This window comes from Chryseobacterium sp. T20 (genome assembly GCF_047345655.1).
Lineage (GTDB): Bacteria > Bacteroidota > Bacteroidia > Flavobacteriales > Weeksellaceae > Chryseobacterium.
Map to the genome: position 1 here is coordinate 13,962 of NZ_JBLFDU010000013.1, position 18,510 is coordinate 32,471.

Genomic DNA, 18,510 nt, shown 5'->3' on the forward strand with positions numbered 1-18,510 from the left:
TTCAATCATTGTGTATTTTGGGATTATTTTTCTTTCTTTTTAGACAGCATCCATTCATACAAACCAGGATTTGAATAGGTAGAATCCCATGAATTATGATTGTCATTCGGAAAGATAACCAATTCAGCTGTAGGATTTACAGGATGTAACTTTTGATAAAAATTAAAAGCATTGGCTGGCAATACAATATCATCCATCCCGCCATGAAAAATTTTCATATTCAGATCTTTAAACTGATGAATATTGGCTGTCATTACCTGATCTGTAGGAGCACACACTGAAGCTACTGCTGCAAACATTTCCGGATGTTCCATGGCTAGTTTCAAAGTTCCCCAACCTCCCATAGAAAGTCCTGTAAGATAAATGCGGGAAGCATCAATTTTATATTTCTTCTGAATTTCTTTGATCAGATTATAGACGGTAACGGTATCCCACCATGTTCCTTCCGGACATTGAGGTGCCAGAATGGCTACAGGTTCTTTGATCAGATTTTTATAGGTAAATGGGCTGTGTGCCTTTACCAAATCAAGATTAGTACCCCGCTCTCCTGAACCATGTAAAAAAACAATCAAAGGAACATTCCCTTTTGTATTCTTAGGGTAATCCAGAATATAGGAGAGTTTTTCCTGTCTTTTAATTTCTTTATTGAGTTCCCCTTTTATCTCCTGTGCATTCAGTTGCAATGAAAATGGCAGTAGTAAAAGAGGGATATGTTTCAGTTTTAGTTTCATATTGTTATTTAGATTTTGGCTCAAGCCAGTGGATTTGGTATTTTTATTTAAACAGGCAAAAGTACTTTTCTGTTGAATTATTTTATTCCATATTTGGCTGACTGGAAACTTAGTTTTTTTAATCCCTGCTGAATTTCAGGAGCATTCATAAACAGCTTCCAAAGGAATCCCGATCTGTAATTTTCGATCATGGGCGCTATGGTTCCCTGATCTATGGCCAGATATCTTGGAGTAAACCAATTGTTATAATTGATAGAAGTAGCATCATAAGGCCCTGCAGATCCTATAAATTCAGGTTTTTGGGTATACATGAATCTCAGGAAAGCCATTGATTCTTTAGGAGTGTACGGGAAACTGCTCAATGCAGCTGTAGGAGTGATTACTCCATTATCGTTGCCTGGCATATGGGCGGTGTAGCCAGTAGTTCCGTCCTCGTTTCTTGTATAACCGGCTGTAAGTCCCCAATAGTTTGGCCCGTAACCTTTCCATTGTTTTGGATTTTCAACACAGTATTTGTAATCGATGAGGGTTTGATTTTTATTGATATCAAAATAATTTTTGACGAGTTTATCGGATAATCCTGTCGGATCAAGGCCGATGTATGAATATTGTGCCCAGAAAAGTGGTCCGCCATATTCTTCGGCATAGTTGTGTTTTACGTACAGAGGTAGTCCGTATTTTGTTTTGTCTGTAAGGTAAGTTCCATTTCTGGTCCAGCCTTTATAATAGGTTTCAGCATCAATGGAATAAGTAGGTGAAGATGCGGCTAAAATATAAGTGATCAGACATTCATTATATCCTTCCAGAGGAAAATTCATTTCCCATTGGTAATCCGGTGACCAGTGCCAGTAAAGTACTTTCTGACCTCCTTTTGTATACCAGTTCCATTGAATTCCTTTCCATAACTCATCACATTTTGCGGCAAGGGCTTTTTCTTCTGCATTTCCGTTTTTAAAATACTCACGGACCATCAGTATTCCTGAGGTAAGGAATGCTGTTTCTACAAGATCTCCGCCATTATCTTTTTTCCCGAAAGGGACTGTTTTTCCGGTTTCTCCATTGATCCAATGTGACCATGCTCCTTTGTGACGGTCTGCTTTTGCCAGAAAATCCATGATATGAGTCAGTCTTTTCACTGCTTCTTTTCTTGGAACAAAGCCTCTTTCTACTCCCACCAGAATAGTTGCCAACCCAAACCCTGAGCCTCCTGTAGTGATCACGTGTTTATCGTTATCCGGATAGATATTATCTTCATGGTAACGTTCTCTTCCCAGCATGGAATTGGGTTCTGCGTAGTCCCAGAAGTATTTTAAAGCATCTTTCTGTACTCTGTCCATCAGTTGTTCATCTGTGATATTGCTTTTTACGGCTTCAGTTTTTCCAGCTTCCAGTTTGGCAACGGGAGCATTTTTACAGGAATACACAAAGAATAAAGAGGTGATAGCTATTGATAATACGTTCCTTTTCATGAGATCTCTTTTTATAGGGTTTTTAACTAAAAGAAGAGGAGAACTTTCATTCTCCTCTAATGTTTATGGTTTATTTTAGTAGCCAGGGTTTTGAGCAGACAATCCACCAGCTTCCATTATGAAATCTTGTGGAAGTGGGAATAATTCATGTTTTCCAACGATGAATTTTTTACCACCATCAGCTGCCATCGCTGCTTGTGCTTGTCCTGTTCTTACAAGGTCAAACCATCTATCATGTTCAAAAGCAAGCTCCAATCTTCTCTGTTTCCAGATATCTAATCTTACATCTACCTGGGAAGAAGCAGGAGTATTTCCGATATTAGCTCTGTTTCTTACCTGATTCAGGAAAGGAATAGCCGCGGATGTTTGTCCCAGTTCATTCATTGCTTCAGCTCTGATTAACAGTACTTCAGCATATCTCAAATAACGAATGTTTACATCTGTTGAAGCCTGATCCCTATAATTTGAAGAATAAGCTTTATAATTATAGAATTTATTTTCAGTATTTGGACCTACATAATATCCATCATATAAAGTCATATCTCTGTGGATAATCGTAGCATCTCTTCTTGAATCTGTTGCTGAGTATGCATCATATAAACCTTGAGTAGGTGTAGCAAATCCCCAGCCCCAGCCTGTAGTACCTCTTGCTCCCTGAACCTGACTGTACTGTTGAATGGCTCTTCCTGCTGTACCTCCACTACCATTAATTTCGAAGATAGATTCAGCATTATTTTCCCCTGAAACTTTATAAATCTCCTGGAAATTTGGTGTCAATGAATACCCTGTAACCAAATTAGTTTCATCTACTGCCAGCTGCCATTTTTTCTGGTATAAATACACTTTAGCTAAAAGTGCATGGGCAGCACCTTTTGTAGCTCTTTGTCCTCCGGTTCCAGTAGGTAAAACTGCTGCAGCGTCTTTAAGATCTTTTTCTATAAATGCATAAATTTCTTCTTTACTTTTTCTCGTAAGCGTCATCAGTTTATCTGCTTCAACTCCTGTTACAGGAACGTGATCTACCAATGGAACACCTCCAAAAGATTTCACTAAAGTAAAATACATGAATGCTCTTAAAAACTTAGCTTCTCCAGCTAATCTTTCGCGTAGTTGCGGATCAGCTTTATCTAATTGAGGAAGATATTTCAGTGCCTGATTACATCTATTAATCCCCTGATAATTAGACGCAAACAATTCTTTAAATGATGGAGTTGAAGGAGTAAATGTCAAAGCATCTAAAATATCTTTATCCGAGCCTGAATCACTTGCACTTGAACCTTTATCTGCGTCATCAGAAACAATTGATGTAACCCCTATCCAGGCAAACGTACTCATGTTCCAGTCTAAAAATTTAGCGTAAATAGAGGTAACTAAGCTATTCGCCCCAGCATCATTATTATATATTTCACCCAATGCAGACTCAGGAATTGCTTCTGTAGGTGATACATCTATAAAGTCATTACTACAACTTTGGTTAACAGCTCCTAAAATTAAAAATGCGGCTGCTATGATATATTTCTTATTCATTTTTTAAAAATTTAGGTTAACACCAAATACAAAAGATCTCAATGTAGGGTAAGCATCGAGCTCTACTCCTGCACGTTTATATGGATCCCCTTCTGCAGTAGGATCAGCAGGATTGTATCCAGATAATTCTGAAGAATATCCTGAATATTTCTGGAACACAAAAGGATTAATTGCATTTACATAAAGTTTAATTGATTTTACATAATCAGTTAAGTTCTTAAATGTATATCCTACCGAAATATTATTGATTCTGAAATAATCTCCGCTTTCTAAATAGAACGTTGATGCGATTGGAATATTTGCAGGATTTACAGGATTCGCAGCATTAGTGTTTGTTGGTGTCCAGAAATCATTCGCTACAGAAGCCTCAACATTTTCACCACCATTTCTTTGGGCTTTTTTACCATTGTATACTTTAAATCCAAAAGCTCCGTAACCACTCAAGGCAAAGTCCCAATTTTTATAAGACATTGAGATATTTACACCTAACGTTGATTTTGGGATGTAAGAGTCAAAGAAACGTCTGTCTCCCGGATCTGCACTTCCTGTAACTCCGTTACCATTCAAGTCTTTAAACTTCAGGTTACCATTTGCATCATAACCATCAGCTTCCCATAAATAGAAACTTCCTAACGCATACCCAACTGCATTAGCATTGAAAAGTTTTGTATCCTGTCCGTTTCCAAGATTTCCTCCAACAATTTGAGATACCGGCTTAGAAAGGTCAATGCTCGCAAGTTTGTTCTTATTATAAGAATAATTGGCTCCAATTGAATAGGTAAAATCCTCCCCTACTTTATCAGCCCAGTTTAGACTTACCTCAGCACCTTTATTAACAACACTTCCCATATGAGAATAATTCAAATCAGAAATTCCAGTTGCCATATATGGAACAACACCCAAAATAAGATTTTTGGTTTTTCTGTTGTAAATATCAAAAGTACCTGTCAATCTTTTATCCAGGATTCCAAAATCCAATCCTAAAGAAGATTCTTCTGTAACTTCCCATCCTAAGTCTGGATCGTAACCTTTATTAACAGTAACTCCATTACTTACCGGTGAGCTTCCAAACGCATAATTGTAAGTTGCTCCCATTGATAGTGGTAAATAATTCAATGGAACATTCTGGTTACCAATTTTACCCCATCCTCCTCTAAGTTTCAACAAATCAAAGAAACCATCTTTCATAAAGTTTTCTTCAGAAATAATCCAACCTGCGCCAAATGATGGGAATGTTCCCCATTTATTACCAGCAGCAAATTGAGAAGAACCATCTCTTCTGATTGTTCCACTTAATAAATAACGATTCATAAATTTATATTGGAATCTTCCGAAATAGGAAATTGTAGTATTTCTATTTCCTTTTATAGATTCAAGAGCTTTAGTATCGTTATCACTGTAGAGATTTCCATAATAATCAACTCCGCTAAGGTTCCAGTAATCTTGCGAAACAGGGACATCTTTTCTGTTAATAATTAAAGTTTCCAGACCATTCTTAACTGAAGCTTCTGTACCTACAACAACTTCAATATCATGATTTTCAACTTTCTTGGTATATGTCAAGTAATTATTAAGCAACCAATTGTAATAGTTTTGACTTTTATTGGTCAATCTTGTAAGTGGGGATGTAGTTGAATATTGATTTTCCGTTCTCATCGGATCACTATCCAGCCAGAAAGATTTAGAATTTACGAAATTGTAATACTTATAATTACCATATTCTCCACTAAACTGAGAGGTAAACTTTAAGTCTTTAAAAATATCTATATCTAGTTTTAATCCACCTTGTAATAAGAAATTTCTACCTCTTTGATTATCATAAGCGAGCTGCATAACGGGATTACCTACGTTATTAAATCTTCCCCCTTCGTAATCGATATTTCCAGTAGTTTTATTATAAATAGGCTGACCATATTTTCCATTCGGATAGTATACAGGAACTAATGGTGACTGTTTGTATGCATTTGTGAAAGCGCCATACGATTTAGGAGTATCATTGGTAAAAGTAGCACTTAAGGTCTGAGCTAATCTGATACCTTTAGTAATTCTGAACTCGTTATTTGTTCTTACTGTAGTCCTGTTATAATTTGTCCCTTTAAGGATAGATTGTTCATCGTAATTACTTAAACTTAAAAAGTATTTTGCAACTTCTGAAGATCCTGAAATAGATAAATTATGTTGATTGTAAATACCGGTTCTTGTAATTTCTTTAAACCAATCAGTATTGTATGGTTGATTAGGATTTAAATAATTACTTGCTTTACCTGCGTTATTATAATTTGCAAATTCAGACCCGTTAGCCATTTTGATGGTTTTTAAAGGACTTCTAAATCCAACCAACCCATCATAGGAAACGCTTAATTTACCTCTACCTGATTTTGTAGTAATAATGATTACCCCATTAGCAGCTCTGTTACCATAGATCGCCAATGCTGCTGCATCTTTCAAGACATCATATGTCAGAATATCATTAGAGTTAATATTGTTGATGTTATCAGTAAACATTCCATCAACTACATACAAAGGTGTTCTTCCACCCAATACTGTACCAAGTCCTCTGATCATCACTGTAGGAGTAGATCCCGGTGCATCGGAAGCAATTACCTGTACCCCGGCTGCTTTACCCTGAATGGCCTGTGATGCATTCAATACTTTGGTTCTGGTTACTTCTTCTGCGCTGATAGAACTAATAGAAGTAGTGTTATCTACTTTTTTACGGCTACCATATCCAATCATCACGACTTCGTCAATCTTCTGGACTTTAGCAGAATCCTGCGTAACCTGTGCATTCACGTTCATCCCGAAGTACAGAACAGCAATGAGACATGAATACTTTAAATTACTTTGTTTCATATAGTTTCAATTTTATTCAAATAAATCAAATTCATTTCTGTCTCTAAATAGTGGAGTTATTTAAAATCTCAAAAAAAGACATTAGCCAAAAATATAAAAAATATCGAACAATGTTAAATTATCTTAAATATTTAAACATCGCCCTTTTTTATTAAATCAAAAATGACAAATCTTTAAATTTTATAATTTTATATTCAAAATAATTATCAATTTACCATTATTTCATTAATGTTAAATTAACATTTTCATCCAAAAAATTCACCAAATCCAACACTCAATTTAATATTTTGTTAAATACAGAATAGTAATTACCTTTGGTGCAGTTTTTGAAAAAAGCATTTATAAAGCAAATAATAAAAAGATCAATGAAAAAGTATATCATTGCAGCCGCTCTTATCATCGGGACAGGTGCTGTTATTACCACCAGTGTACAATCTTGCACATCATTGGCCACGTCCGACATGGGGCTTTCCATTATAAAAAGGATTCTGCTCAATGGTATTGATAAAGGAATGGGCATCTACGGAAACAAAGAAGCATTTCTGCAGAATAATATGGTAGACAAAGCGCTTCCTAAAGAGTTGAGAGATATCAATTCTACGCTGGAAAAAATTGCGCCTTCACTGGTAGCTAAGGAAAGAGACTATATTGCTCAGGCAGCGGCTTATACCGTGAATACCTCAAAACCTATTTTACAGGATGCAGTAAACAGTCTGAATGCTCAGGATGTCACAAGAATTATGCAGGGAACAACCGCTACACAGATTCTGAAGGAAAAAACATCCCAACAGCTGATTGCTGCCATTGCTCCTAAAGTAGATGAAAAACTGAATGAATATGGGATTGTAAAAACCATTAATACAGCATTATCAGGAAGTAATTTTCTGGGCAGCCTTTTAGGAGGAAATAACAACACTGTCAATTCCGGAGGATTGAGTAAACTGGCTTCCGAGCAGCTGGTAAATGGGTTATTCAATATCATCGAAGATTATGAACACCAGAACTCCAAGTCTCTGCTGGGACCATTTGGAAAATAGGAAATTTTTCGTTATATTTATATTATATTAACAATTGCAGATGGATATATTACAAGGAAATCAACACGCAAGTCCTGAAGATTTTTATCAGTCTTTGAAGGAGAAACTGGAAGATCATCATGATTTTCCGGAGGATTATTTATTTAAATTTATTATTCCTACAGACCAGGCAAAACTTACTGAAATTTACAGAGTTTTTGATGGTATTAAATTTACACTGGGAAACCGCGAAAGCAAAAATGGAAAATACACAGCCTGCAATATCAATGCATTTGTTTTGGATGCCAATCAGGTAGTGAATATTTATAAAGAAGTAGCCAAAATAGAAGGCGTTATTCTATTGTAAAAAACAAAGGCCGTTTCATCATCATGAAGCGGTTTTTTAATGCACTAATGCTCTTCAGGTTTTATTCTTTATTCCATCCAGATTAATATTTACAAGCTATAATATGTAAATTATATTCTTTACCTAAAATACCTGTTTTTATTTTCACTACTTTCCAGTCAACAAAAAAGTCCGCCCTGTTAGAGGCGGATCATTTATGTTAAAAATTGATATATCGTATGATTACTTCTTTACGAATTTAATACTTTCTGAGGTTTTAGCATTCTGTATTGTAATAACATAGACTCCTTTTGCAAGATCTGCTACACGAATCTGATTGTCATCAATTTTACCTTTTTTAACGATTTGTCCTACTGCATTATGAATTTCAAATTGAGATTCTCCTGAAAGTCCGGCAACATTAAGAATATCATTAACCGGATTAGGATATACACCCAATTTATTGTTCTTATTAACCTCAGCAATCCCTAATGATTCCCTTGTGGTAAATGTTTTAGTCTCATAAACAAATTCATTTTCCAGATGAAATATGGTCTGTCCGGTACTTGTAGCAAGATCTACATATCCATTTTCCATTCCATCACCAAAATCATCAGACATTGTAAATGCATAACAATCCTGTGGCAAGGTCCACACTTGAGTGATAAGAGCCGGAGTAGGCTGTCCTGGTTGTGTATTACTATATTTGCCTTCTTTTACAATTTGTCCTGCACTGTTTTTCAGGTTCCATCTCGTTTCCTTGCCATACTTGTCTCTCTGCAGCTTAAAGGTAACAGTAGTGGTTGAAAAATATTGAGGGGGAACTGGCTTTACATAATTACCGCTTGTAGAGTTATTAGTACTTCTCTGATCTGCTGCTCCATTTACAGATGTGAGGGAGAAGGAAACAGGAGAAGATGCTACAGAACCATTTACAGGGATATTAATTACCCCCGATTTATCTTGAGCCAAATTACCTGTCCAATTATAAGTTTGAGCAGTTCCTCCATTTATTGAATATGAAATAACAGCTGATGTCAGATTACTCGTACCTCTGTTGGTGATAAGCAGACGAAGCACTCCTTCTCCACAATTAACGACTCCTATTGAACACCCACCGTCAAATTTTATCTCAGCATCATTGGCAAACAAAGGAATAGGAGAATCTGTATTGGATGCTTTAAGCTCCATTCTTCTTGGAGAATTGTCCATCACTGCCCTTACTCTGGTTTTCTGATCAGTAGTATAAATATTCATACAAGTATCGTTTGTATAATCCATATAATTCTGCACCATTTCAAAAACCGCGGGATCATTACAACTTGCGATAGTAGCATTGCATACATAGTTAGCATTATGTGCTGTTGGAGTATCTGCACAATAGTCATTACCACACGCTGCATCACCCCAGATATGTCTAAGCCCAAGAAAATGGCCTACTTCATGAGTCATTGTTCTTCCTCTGTCATAACCAGCCTGCATTAAAAATGTACCGTCGTTATAATCCATACTTCCAAAAGTAGCATACCCTGCAACTACCCCATCCGTACTGGCAAGACCTCCATTCGCAGCAAGTCCCTGAAGACCAGAGCTCGACGGAAACTGAGCAAATCCCAACAATCCATTATCTGCAAAGTCTACACTCCACATATTCATATATTTTGTAGGATCCCAGATCGTCCCGGTTTTTACAACATCATTGATAAAATTCTGATATCCATATTGAGGAGCCCCATTTGCCCAATAATCTTTGCAAAGATTTACCCTATCAATTCCATTGGTTGGATTTCCGTTAGGGTCTACCTTTGCAAGCACAAACTGTATTTCAGTATCTGCACCTACAGGATTGGTATTATATCCCGGAGTATTAATTTTTCTTCTGAAATCATTAGTCATTACTGTAATCTGAGACATCACCTGAGCATCTGTGATATTAGGAGCAATTCCCACATCCTGACCGCTGTGAATAACATGAACTACGACTGGAATAGTAATAACAGTTCCATTCTGGGATTTATTAGCATTGGCCTTTTCAATTAAAGGGGCAAGCCACTTTTCAAACTGTTCCGTTGTAAGTCTCTCAGGAAATTTTCTTTTCAGGTTTGCTTCGTATTCAAGTGTTCCGCATTTTTCAATCCCATTAGGATCCAGCTTTTGCTCTGTAAGTCTTTTGGGAGACTTTGTTTCTTCTCTAATCTGTGCATTTGAAAATCCAATTCCCATAAAGAATAGGACTGCTAGAGAAGATTTCGAAATAATAGAGTTATTCATTATTATATTTTTGTATTTTAGCAAACATACAAAAAAAACCATCATAAACAGACTACAATTCAATAAAACACCAAATAAAATAAACATAATTCAATGAAACCACAATTTATCATAATTAATATTATTACAATATTATCAATAATCAGTTGTATTAATCAAAACAAAAATAACATTAATAGTAAAAATTCAACTAAAATCACAAAACAGCAAAAAATCGAAAAAATCGAATTAACAGAAAGAACCCGGGGAACCAATCGAAGTGTTGTGTATACACCCAACCTTATTACCGCTAGATTAAATGGAGATTCAACCCAAACGGCTATGCCTCTTTCTGAATGGGAGAACATTTCCAGACAGGCAGAGACTCTGGATCTATCTAAAATATCGAATCTTCAGTCTCCCACAACCGGCAGATATAGCGACAGGGCATTAGCCGCTACTATTATTATCACATCCAATGGAATTACTTATACTTCCGCTACTTTTGATTCTGGCATTCCACCGAAAGAACTGGAAGCATTATACAATACTTTACAAAAACCAAAGCAAAAGAAACCTCTCAAATAAAAAGAAAAAGGGAAAATAAAAAAAATCCGCTCTTTAAAAGAACGGATTTTTTTATTTATTAAGTTGATCTATTTTTCAATAAAGAATTTTACATTTTCAATAGGTCTTCCCAGCATAGCCACTGAGCCTTTAACCAGAATTGGTCTCTGTATCAGAGAGGGATTCTCAGAAAGAATTTTAATCCACTCTTCTTCAGAATAATTTTTATCTGCATAGTTTTCAATATACAGTTTATCTGTCTTACGAATGATATGAAAAACACTTTGGTTCAGCTTTTTCAACACTGTTCTTATTTCAAGTGGGCTTAACGGATCATCAACAATATTAATGATCTCAAAAGACACTCCGTTTTCGTCAAGATACTCCAATACAGCATTGGACTTGGAACAGTTCCCGTTATGTAAAACTTTAACTACCATGATATAATTAATTATTCAAAAAATTAAACTTGATCTCAACAAATTTAAAAAGAATTACCGTGAGGTTGTCTTAATGTTCTGATAAAAATATGTTAAAACAATCCGTGAAGTTCGGCTTCAATTTTTTCCAGAATAAATCCGAAATCTTCAGGTTTTTCAACGAAATCAAGATCATCCACTTCTACAATCAGAAGTTTTCCTTCCGTATAATTGGAAATCCATTTTTCATATTTCTGATTCAGTTTTGAAAGATATTCAATACTGATGGATGCTTCATATTCACGACCTCTTTTGTAGATTTTTTTAACCAGGTTAGGAACATCTGATTTTAAATAGATTAAAAGGTCCGGAGCTGATACAAAAGACTTCATCAAATCAAAAACTGATGAATAGTTATTGAAATCCCTGTCTGAAAGAAGATTCATATCATTCAGGTTTTCTGCAAAAATATGGGCATCTTCATAGATCGTACGATCCTGAATAATGTTTTTCCCGCTTTCTCTAATCTCTTTCACCTGACGGAATCTGCTTCCCAGGAAATAGACCTGTAATGCAAAACTCCATTTGCTCATATCGGAATAAAAATCCTCCAGATAAGGGTTATGATCTACATCTTCAAATTGTGCATCCCATCCGTAATGCTTGGAAAGCATCGTTGTCAAAGTTGTTTTTCCGGCTCCGATGTTTCCTGTAACTGCAATATGCATAATATTCTTTTTCCTTGTATTACTGATTAGTTGATAAGTTTTTCGATGGCTTCAGTCTGAACTTTAGAAGTGTCTTCAATCAATTTCTGTAAGGTATTGTCTGAAGGTTTCTCTGCTGTCTTCTCATCAGGTTTCTCTTCAGTTTTTTCTACTGGCTTTTCTGTAGATGGCTGCAGAGATTCCGGCTGAGCTTCGAGCTGTTTTTGCTGTTTGGCTTTCTTTACTTTTTCAAGGCTGTAAAGATAGAGTTTGTTCCCTTTGATTGCAAAATAAGAGAGGATGTTTTTATCCACAATTTGCGCTTCCTGATCTTCAAAAATGGTTGTCATACCTTTTTCAGGGACGTATTGTGAAATGAAATTACTGGCCACCACCAGGATCATATCGTTCTCTCTCCGAAAACGTTTTCCGTTTTCCAAAGGGGCTTCGAAAAGCTTTTCAAATTTCAGGCTATAAATCCTGATATGTTTTCTTGTTAAGATATAGACCTTATTTTCATAGACCAGCATATCCATTAAATCTTCGAAACTGATATCAAAAGGATATGAATTGATGGTGGTATCATTTCTGAAATTATACTGTATCAGACGTTTTGTACTGTCATCAAGGAGCCACATCTGTTGCAGGTCTTCGGCATATGTCATTCTTATAAAACCAAATTTCTGTTTAAAATCAAGCTTTTGAATTTCATTCATATTCTGGTCTACAAATTTCATTTCCTGAGCATTTTCAGAAAACAAAGGTACATTAAGCGGATTTTGAACGGTCTGAACTTTATATGGAACAGTAAGCATCATTTTTCCAATCTGTTTTCCTAAAGAATCGTATTTGGTAAAACTGAAATCTTTGTTTTTATAGATATACAGATTTCCGTAGTCATCAGCAAGCATATCTTTAGCTTCCTTTAGTTTCAATGTATCCAAAGGAAGAATATTCTGCGCTGAAGCCGTACAGAAAAGGAAAAAAAATAGTATGTTTAAAAACTTCACTCTGTTTTTTTAATGGGGTCAATTTACTGAAAAATAACTTTACTCAAAAGATGATTAAATCCAATAGAATCTTCTTTGAAGTGAATCAAAATTGAGACCATCTTGTTGATGAAAAGGACTGCTCTACAAAAGATATAATGAGTTTATTGAAAAGCAACTTCATAAATTTTCTCCCAGTTTTTACCTGTCACCAGCATATTATCCCCTTTAAAAGCAATTCCGTTTAAAACATGCTCGCTGTCTCCCTTATCATTTTCCTTTGTCAATTGTGTGAAATCAAGTTTACCTACGACTTCTCCGTTTGCAGGATTAATTTTTAGAATGACAGGTTGATGCCAGACATTAGCATAGATAAATCCCTTATGATACTCAAGTTCGTTGAGCTGATTATAAATGGTAGAATTACCGCCAACTGCAATCGTTTTCACCACTTTTGAAGGATCATTAACATCCAGAAAATAAAGATTTTTTGAACCATCTGTAGCGATCATATTTTTTCCATCATAGGTCAGTCCCCAACCTTCTCCAATTACACCAGGCAATGGAAATTCGGATAATTTTTTCAACGTATTTTTATCATAAATAAAACCGATTTTATTCTGATACGTCAACTGGTATACCTTATCTCCTACAATCGTACAACCTTCAGAGAAAATATCAGCGGGCTGCTTAGCCAGAATTTTGGGTACTGAAGATCCTAAAGTATATTTTATAAGCTGAGAAGATCCCTTCATTCCGTCACTTTCATACACCGTATTTCCTTCTACCACAAAACCTTCAATAAAGTTTTTAGGATCATGAGGATAATCGGCAACTATTTTATAGGGAATGTTCTTCTCAGGAGATTTAGTAAATACATTAATCGTGGCATCCTGGTTTAAAGTTTCACCACGATTGGTTTTAATTACAAAGACTACTTTATTATCTCCCAATGTGAAAAACTGAGGATTAATTCTTAAGTCTTTTGTTTCTTTATCCCCAAAGCTGATGGTAATACTTTCCGCATTTTCTGTCACTTCTTTGGGAAGATCAAGCTTATCACCGAAATGATAGCCTTTTTCTTCTTTTGAGTTATTGTAATCCGCCAGAGAATCGAGCATTTTTTCCTTGTTGCTGCAAGAGATAAGGAATAAAGCCGCTACCAAACCAATATGGATATTTCGCTTCATGAAGGTATTAATCATTTGCCAAAAGTACTAAAATTTAATCCTCAAAACGAAAATAACGCTCCCAAGGGAACGCTATTTTTGTTTTTTATCAATACAATCAGATTATTTGATCTGAACTTCATAAATCTTTGGCCAGTTCTTTCCAGTTACCAGCATATTATCTCCTTTGAAAGCAATTCCGTTCAATACATCATCACTTCCTTTGGTGTTCTGTTTTGCGATTTCTGTAAAATCAAAAGTACCTACTACTTCTCCATTGGCTGGATTGATCTTTAAAATGATCGGCTTCTGCCATACGTTGGCATAAATAAATCCGTTGTGGTATTCCAGCTCATTCAACTGATCATATGCCTGAGAACTTCCTGCAACAGCGATATATTTAATCAGTTTTGATGGATCGTTGACATCAAGGAAATATAAAAGCTTACTTCCATCAGAAGCAATCAGGCTTTTTCCATCATACGTTAATCCCCAACCTTCTCCCAATACATTAGGATAAGCAAATTCTGAAAGCAGTTTTAACGAGCTTTTATCATAAACATATCCTTTTTTGCTCTGCCATGTCAATTGATATACTTTGTCTCCTACGATGGTACTTCCTTCAGAAAAGTCTTCCTGAGCCTGTTTCGTAGAAGCCAACGGAGTGGTTGTTCCCAGCGTGTATTTTAAAATCTGTGAAGATCCGTTCTGCCCGTCACTTTCATAAATAGTATTTCCTTCAATCTGAAAACCCTGTACAAAGTTTTTAGGATCGTGAGGATATTCGGCTACAATCTGATAAGGAATATTTTTTTCAGGATTTTTTGCAAATACATTGATGGTTGCATCCTGATTAAGAACTTCACCTCCTTTTGTTTTAATATTGAACGTAACAGCGTTGTCTCCTAATGTGAAAAATTTAGGATCAATTGTTAAATCTGTTGTTTCTTTATCTCCAAAGCTGATTGTTACGCTTTCTGCATTTTCCGTTACCTCTTTCGGAAGCTCAAGCTTATCTCCGAAATGGTATCCCTTCGCCTCCATTGAAGTATTATAAGTGTTTAATGTATTAAGAATCTCCTTATCCTTATTACAAGACGCCAATAATAAAATCGCTGCGAAACCCGCTATTATACTTTTTTTCATTGAATTTCTAAATATTTCTCCAAAAATAGCAAATTTTATTCCGTATTGCCAATATTATCTACGGGTTCACCAAATTGTAATATGTATCCATTGTTGTCATATATTGCAAATTCTCTCATTCCCCATTCAAAAGTTTCAATTTCATAGCAGACTTTGGCTTTTGTTTTAAGGTCTTCCCAAAGATCATCCACCTGATTTACATTGAAATAAAATGACCCTGAAAACCCGATGGAAGCATTGCTTTCATGTTCATTAGGCTGAGAAAGCATAATGTACACCTCATCTTTTCGAAGAGAAGCCCATTGCCAGTCGTCATTTCTGCCCATCAGTGTAAATCCGAGAACATCCCTATAAAATGCGATGGTTTCATCAAGATTTTCTGTCCAGAAAACAGGGCGAATTGCGGTAAACTGTGTCATGATTCCTGTAATTCGAAGGTATTTTTATTGATTTTCATATTCAGAGAAACCCATGTTTCCTGATCTATCCTTGCTTCGCTTTTAACATATGGATCAAAAGCAAAACCTACTTTCTTGTAACATTCTATAGCTCCCGTATTCCAATCGTACACGTTCAGCTCTGCTGTTTCTTTATCAAAATGATTGAAGCCATATTTCAAAAGTTCCTGCATGACCTTTTTTCCATAGCCTTTTCCTCTGTTATTTTCATCCCAGATCAGAATTCTTCCCAGCAGGAATGTCTTCTCTTTTAGAAATATCTGAGCATGCCCGATTGTACTTCCTGTCTCATCTGTAATTGTAAAAAGAGTTCTGTTTTCATCAGATAAATCTTTTTCCAACTGTTCTTTTGTAAGAGGGAAATGGTATGCAGGCCCGGCAAACTGAAGAAGCATCCTTTCATCTTTTATCTTTGAAATCAGTTGTGGAGCATCATCTATCGTAAAAAGGTGTAATGTGATCATTTTTTATTTTTCTAAATATTCTTTTAAACTCTGTCCCAAAATCGTGTTCCATCCTTCTGTAAAGTTTTCTCTTGAAAAGCCTTCTCCTAAATCTTTAAAGTTTTCAATATCTTCATGGGTTAGCTTTACCACAGTTTGTCCGTCTTCAGAAAACAATTCCCAGGTTACAACGGTCTTCAAGTCTGAAAAATCAGGATAAGACCATGTGTGTTTTAATTTTTGATTGGGGATTATTTCTAAAATCTCACCATGATGATGGTATTTGTTAGCTCCTCCGGGCTCATAGAAATTAAATTCTTGTCCTGCTTCCAATACAAAATCCTGGATATCAAAATACCAGGATTTCATTTCATTTTTATCGGTTAATGCTTTCCAGACTTTTTCAGCTGGAGCATTTATGGTATACTGAACAGTGATGGGTGTACTCATATTATGGGTTTAATATGTTTAAATGTACACATTTTACCTATAATCTTTGACCACAAAAGTCACAAAAGTTTTTATCTACTAAATTATTTAAGTTTAAATTTCTATTCGTGAGAAGTACACTTAGGCCTTTAAAATTTCAGCATTTTCATTTTGTGAACTTTTTATTGCTGCAAGTTCATTTTAACTTTTATCCTTTTGTGGTTTATTTTTTAATTACCCATGTGAAAAACCTGTGATCTTGGCTTCATCAAAATCCAGCTGCATTTCAATGGTTCTCATCACATGATCATCGAATATCTTTTCTCTTTTCATTCTATGCAGTTCGTTTCTCTGTGCCTGAATGATCTGTCGAAGGACATCTTTATTTTGATTGATCGCCGTTACATAATCTCCTGTGGAAGCCATGCATTGGGCTTTATCTGCCATCAGCATCATTTCATTTTCCAACTTGTGCTTTTGATGGCGCACCAGGCTGTTGGTTACAGCTAATTCAGAAAAGTCATTATCCAGTTTGTGCAAAGCTGTTTCCTTCAGTTTACGCATAAGAATTACTTCCTGTTTTTCTTCCGGCAATTCACTTCCTGCATCCTGAATATTCAATAATTTCAAGATCGGACTTAGTAATAACCCTTGCCCTACCAGAGTAATCAATATGATAACGAAAGTGACAAATAAAATAATATTCCTATGCGGAAATGCCTCTCCGTTCGGTAAAAAAGCAGGAATTGACAAGGCAGCAGCCAGTGAAACCACTCCTCTCATTGCTGCAAAACTGATAATAAACGGCTCTCTCCAATCCGGTTTGGGAACTTTTAATCTTAATTCTTTAGAACAGACTCTTGGGAAATACATTAATGCATAACTATACAAAATTCTTGTTCCGATAATCGCTCCGCCAATCACTACACTGTAGAAAATACCTTCTGAAATCGTATATTCTTTCATTCCTTCCACTACAATCGGAAGTTCCAGACCAATCAGGATAAAGATGATGGTATTCATCAGGAATATCAAAACACTCCACACATTTCCGGACTGGATTCTGGAGGTATGGCTCAAATAACAATGCGAATTATAGGACATCAGTAAACCTCCGGCAACCACTGCCAATACTCCAGAAAAATGGAAATGCTCTGCTCCCACATACATAATGTAAGGAACGATAAGGGTAATAATGGTATCAATATTAGAATTGGTAGGAATAATCCTCAATAAAGCTCCAAACAGAAACCCTACTGCCACTCCTACGGCAATTCCACCGATGGCCATGGTAAAGAAATCCTGAACGGCATCTCTCCAGATAAACTGTCCGGAAATAACGGCTGCCAGTGCAAATTTAAAGACAATTAAACTGGATGCATCGTTGATTAAGCTCTCTCCTTCCAGGATATTGGTGATCTTTTTAGGGATTTTCATATGTTTCAGAACCGAAGTTGCGGCTACCGCATCCGGCGGAGAATTCACACCCCCCAGCAAGAATCCCATAGCTACAGTAAGTCCCGGAATAATGGAAGATGAAAGATAAGCTACGACTATGGATGTTAAAAACACCAATCCGAAAGCCATCGAAAAAATCTGTTTTCTCCATTTATGAAAATCCTGCCATGAAGTAAACCATGCGGCTTCAAACAAAATAGGCGGAAGGAAAATCAGAAAGACAAGGTCAGGCTCTATTTCAATACGCGGCATTCCCGGCACAAAGCTTATCAGCAATCCTGCAATAACAAGGAAAATAGGATAAGCTACTTTTAATTTCTGGCCGATCATTACCAATATCATCACAGACAGCAGTACTGCAATGGATATTATAACATAGCTGTGAATCATTTTTAAGTAAGTTTTTTTTAAGTTTAAGTGTTATTTTTATGGGATATCAAATATTTATTGTTATCCAAACCTTATAGGTTTTAGAAACCTATAAGGTTTAATTTCATCTAAAGTTTAGACTTTTTCTTTACAACCATCTTCAT

Annotated in this window: 17 protein-coding genes; 3 read left to right on the top strand and 14 right to left on the bottom strand. The window is 35.9% G+C overall.

Annotation, left to right across the window (positions count from 1 at the left end; translation table 11 throughout):
* Window positions 1–23: 23 nt before the first annotated feature.
* From ACMA47_RS21635 to ACMA47_RS21650, 4 genes are all read right to left on the bottom strand, one after another.
* Window positions 24–731 (bottom strand): prolyl oligopeptidase family serine peptidase, encoded by a 708-nt coding sequence (locus ACMA47_RS21635; RefSeq protein WP_413931447.1) that lies wholly within the window; start codon window positions 729–731, stop codon window positions 24–26.
* Window positions 732–808: 77 nt separating this feature from the next.
* Window positions 809–2,200, bottom strand: coding sequence for a glucoamylase family protein (locus tag ACMA47_RS21640; protein ID WP_413931448.1), 1,392 nt, complete (start codon window positions 2,198–2,200; stop codon window positions 809–811).
* Window positions 2,201–2,275: 75 nt separating this feature from the next.
* A complete protein-coding gene (locus ACMA47_RS21645; protein WP_413931449.1) occupies window positions 2,276–3,727 on the bottom strand; it encodes a RagB/SusD family nutrient uptake outer membrane protein in 1,452 nt (483 codons plus the stop codon).
* Between the two features lie 3 nt (window positions 3,728–3,730).
* Window positions 3,731–6,580, bottom strand: coding sequence for a SusC/RagA family TonB-linked outer membrane protein (locus ACMA47_RS21650; protein WP_413931450.1), 2,850 nt, complete (start codon window positions 6,578–6,580; stop codon window positions 3,731–3,733).
* A gap of 365 nt (window positions 6,581–6,945) precedes the next feature.
* On the opposite strand from ACMA47_RS21650, the gene ACMA47_RS21655 reads away from it, so the two are divergent.
* Together ACMA47_RS21655 and ACMA47_RS21660 are read left to right on the top strand one after the other, a co-directional pair.
* Window positions 6,946–7,617, top strand: coding sequence for a DUF4197 family protein (locus ACMA47_RS21655; RefSeq protein WP_079242226.1), 672 nt, complete (start codon window positions 6,946–6,948; stop codon window positions 7,615–7,617).
* Window positions 7,618–7,657: 40 nt separating this feature from the next.
* Complete coding sequence (locus ACMA47_RS21660) at window positions 7,658–7,963, top strand: DUF493 family protein (protein ID WP_034699649.1); 306 nt, start codon at window positions 7,658–7,660, stop codon at window positions 7,961–7,963.
* Window positions 7,964–8,185: 222 nt separating this feature from the next.
* Here ACMA47_RS21660 and ACMA47_RS21665 read toward each other — a convergent pair whose 3' ends face one another.
* Window positions 8,186–10,213 carry a M43 family zinc metalloprotease gene (locus ACMA47_RS21665; RefSeq protein WP_413931451.1) on the bottom strand — a complete coding sequence of 676 codons (2,028 nt, stop codon included), beginning with the start codon at window positions 10,211–10,213 and terminating at the stop codon, window positions 8,186–8,188.
* A 264-nt stretch (window positions 10,214–10,477) separates the two neighbouring features.
* On the opposite strand from ACMA47_RS21665, the gene ACMA47_RS21670 reads away from it, so the two are divergent.
* Window positions 10,478–10,780 carry a hypothetical protein gene (locus ACMA47_RS21670; RefSeq protein WP_413931452.1) on the top strand — a complete coding sequence of 101 codons (303 nt, stop codon included), beginning with the start codon at window positions 10,478–10,480 and terminating at the stop codon, window positions 10,778–10,780.
* Between the two features lie 68 nt (window positions 10,781–10,848).
* On the opposite strand, the gene ACMA47_RS21675 is transcribed toward ACMA47_RS21670, so the two are convergent.
* The 9 genes from ACMA47_RS21675 to ACMA47_RS21715 all read right to left on the bottom strand — a co-directional run bounded on the left by ACMA47_RS21675 (window position 10,849) and on the right by ACMA47_RS21715 (window position 18,367).
* On the bottom strand, window positions 10,849–11,199 hold the full coding sequence (locus ACMA47_RS21675; protein ID WP_413931453.1) for an ArsC/Spx/MgsR family protein: 351 nt from the start codon (window positions 11,197–11,199) through the stop codon (window positions 10,849–10,851).
* Window positions 11,200–11,291: 92 nt separating this feature from the next.
* A complete protein-coding gene (locus ACMA47_RS21680) occupies window positions 11,292–11,906 on the bottom strand; it encodes a deoxynucleoside kinase (RefSeq protein ID WP_002977952.1) in 615 nt (204 codons plus the stop codon).
* Between the two features lie 26 nt (window positions 11,907–11,932).
* Window positions 11,933–12,895 (bottom strand): hypothetical protein, encoded by a 963-nt coding sequence (locus tag ACMA47_RS21685; RefSeq protein WP_413931454.1) that lies wholly within the window; start codon window positions 12,893–12,895, stop codon window positions 11,933–11,935.
* Window positions 12,896–13,038: 143 nt separating this feature from the next.
* Window positions 13,039–14,064, bottom strand: coding sequence for a glutaminyl-peptide cyclotransferase (locus ACMA47_RS21690; protein ID WP_413931455.1), 1,026 nt, complete (start codon window positions 14,062–14,064; stop codon window positions 13,039–13,041).
* Window positions 14,065–14,166: 102 nt separating this feature from the next.
* A complete protein-coding gene (locus tag ACMA47_RS21695) occupies window positions 14,167–15,189 on the bottom strand; it encodes a glutaminyl-peptide cyclotransferase (RefSeq protein ID WP_114822475.1) in 1,023 nt (340 codons plus the stop codon).
* 35 nt (window positions 15,190–15,224) lie between these two features.
* Window positions 15,225–15,608, bottom strand: a complete 384-nt coding sequence (locus ACMA47_RS21700; protein WP_413931456.1) for a VOC family protein — start codon at window positions 15,606–15,608, stop codon at window positions 15,225–15,227.
* Window positions 15,605–16,111, bottom strand: coding sequence for a GNAT family N-acetyltransferase (locus tag ACMA47_RS21705; protein ID WP_413931457.1), 507 nt, complete (start codon window positions 16,109–16,111; stop codon window positions 15,605–15,607). The genes ACMA47_RS21700 and ACMA47_RS21705 overlap by 4 nt, the downstream gene beginning before the upstream one ends.
* A 3-nt stretch (window positions 16,112–16,114) precedes the next feature.
* Window positions 16,115–16,540 (bottom strand): SRPBCC family protein, encoded by a 426-nt coding sequence (locus ACMA47_RS21710; RefSeq protein WP_413931458.1) that lies wholly within the window; start codon window positions 16,538–16,540, stop codon window positions 16,115–16,117.
* A 213-nt stretch (window positions 16,541–16,753) separates the two neighbouring features.
* Entirely contained in the window at window positions 16,754–18,367 is a 1,614-nt protein-coding gene (locus ACMA47_RS21715; RefSeq protein ID WP_079242233.1) for a Na+/H+ antiporter, read from the bottom strand.
* Between the last annotated feature and the right edge of the window lie 143 nt (window positions 18,368–18,510).

Bases quoted from the DNA above. Each gene is read 5' to 3' on its own strand.
- ACMA47_RS21635 (WP_413931447.1), bottom strand. From the start codon at position 731: ATGAAACTAAAACTGAAACATATCCCTCTTTTACTACTGCCATTTTCA.
- ACMA47_RS21640 (WP_413931448.1), bottom strand. From the start codon at position 2,200: ATGAAAAGGAACGTATTATCAATAGCTATCACCTCTTTATTCTTTGTG.
- ACMA47_RS21645 (WP_413931449.1), bottom strand. From the start codon at position 3,727: ATGAATAAGAAATATATCATAGCAGCCGCATTTTTAATTTTAGGAGCT.
- ACMA47_RS21650 (WP_413931450.1), bottom strand. From the start codon at position 6,580: ATGAAACAAAGTAATTTAAAGTATTCATGTCTCATTGCTGTTCTGTAC.
- ACMA47_RS21655 (WP_079242226.1), top strand. From the start codon at position 6,946: ATGAAAAAGTATATCATTGCAGCCGCTCTTATCATCGGGACAGGTGCT.
- ACMA47_RS21660 (WP_034699649.1), top strand. From the start codon at position 7,658: ATGGATATATTACAAGGAAATCAACACGCAAGTCCTGAAGATTTTTAT.
- ACMA47_RS21665 (WP_413931451.1), bottom strand. From the start codon at position 10,213: ATGAATAACTCTATTATTTCGAAATCTTCTCTAGCAGTCCTATTCTTT.
- ACMA47_RS21675 (WP_413931453.1), bottom strand. From the start codon at position 11,199: ATGGTAGTTAAAGTTTTACATAACGGGAACTGTTCCAAGTCCAATGCT.
- ACMA47_RS21680 (WP_002977952.1), bottom strand. From the start codon at position 11,906: ATGCATATTGCAGTTACAGGAAACATCGGAGCCGGAAAAACAACTTTG.
- ACMA47_RS21690 (WP_413931455.1), bottom strand. From the start codon at position 14,064: ATGAAGCGAAATATCCATATTGGTTTGGTAGCGGCTTTATTCCTTATC.
- ACMA47_RS21695 (WP_114822475.1), bottom strand. From the start codon at position 15,189: ATGAAAAAAAGTATAATAGCGGGTTTCGCAGCGATTTTATTATTGGCG.
- ACMA47_RS21700 (WP_413931456.1), bottom strand. From the start codon at position 15,608: ATGACACAGTTTACCGCAATTCGCCCTGTTTTCTGGACAGAAAATCTT.
- ACMA47_RS21705 (WP_413931457.1), bottom strand. From the start codon at position 16,111: ATGATCACATTACACCTTTTTACGATAGATGATGCTCCACAACTGATT.
- ACMA47_RS21710 (WP_413931458.1), bottom strand. From the start codon at position 16,540: ATGAGTACACCCATCACTGTTCAGTATACCATAAATGCTCCAGCTGAA.
- ACMA47_RS21715 (WP_079242233.1), bottom strand. From the start codon at position 18,367: ATGATTCACAGCTATGTTATAATATCCATTGCAGTACTGCTGTCTGTG.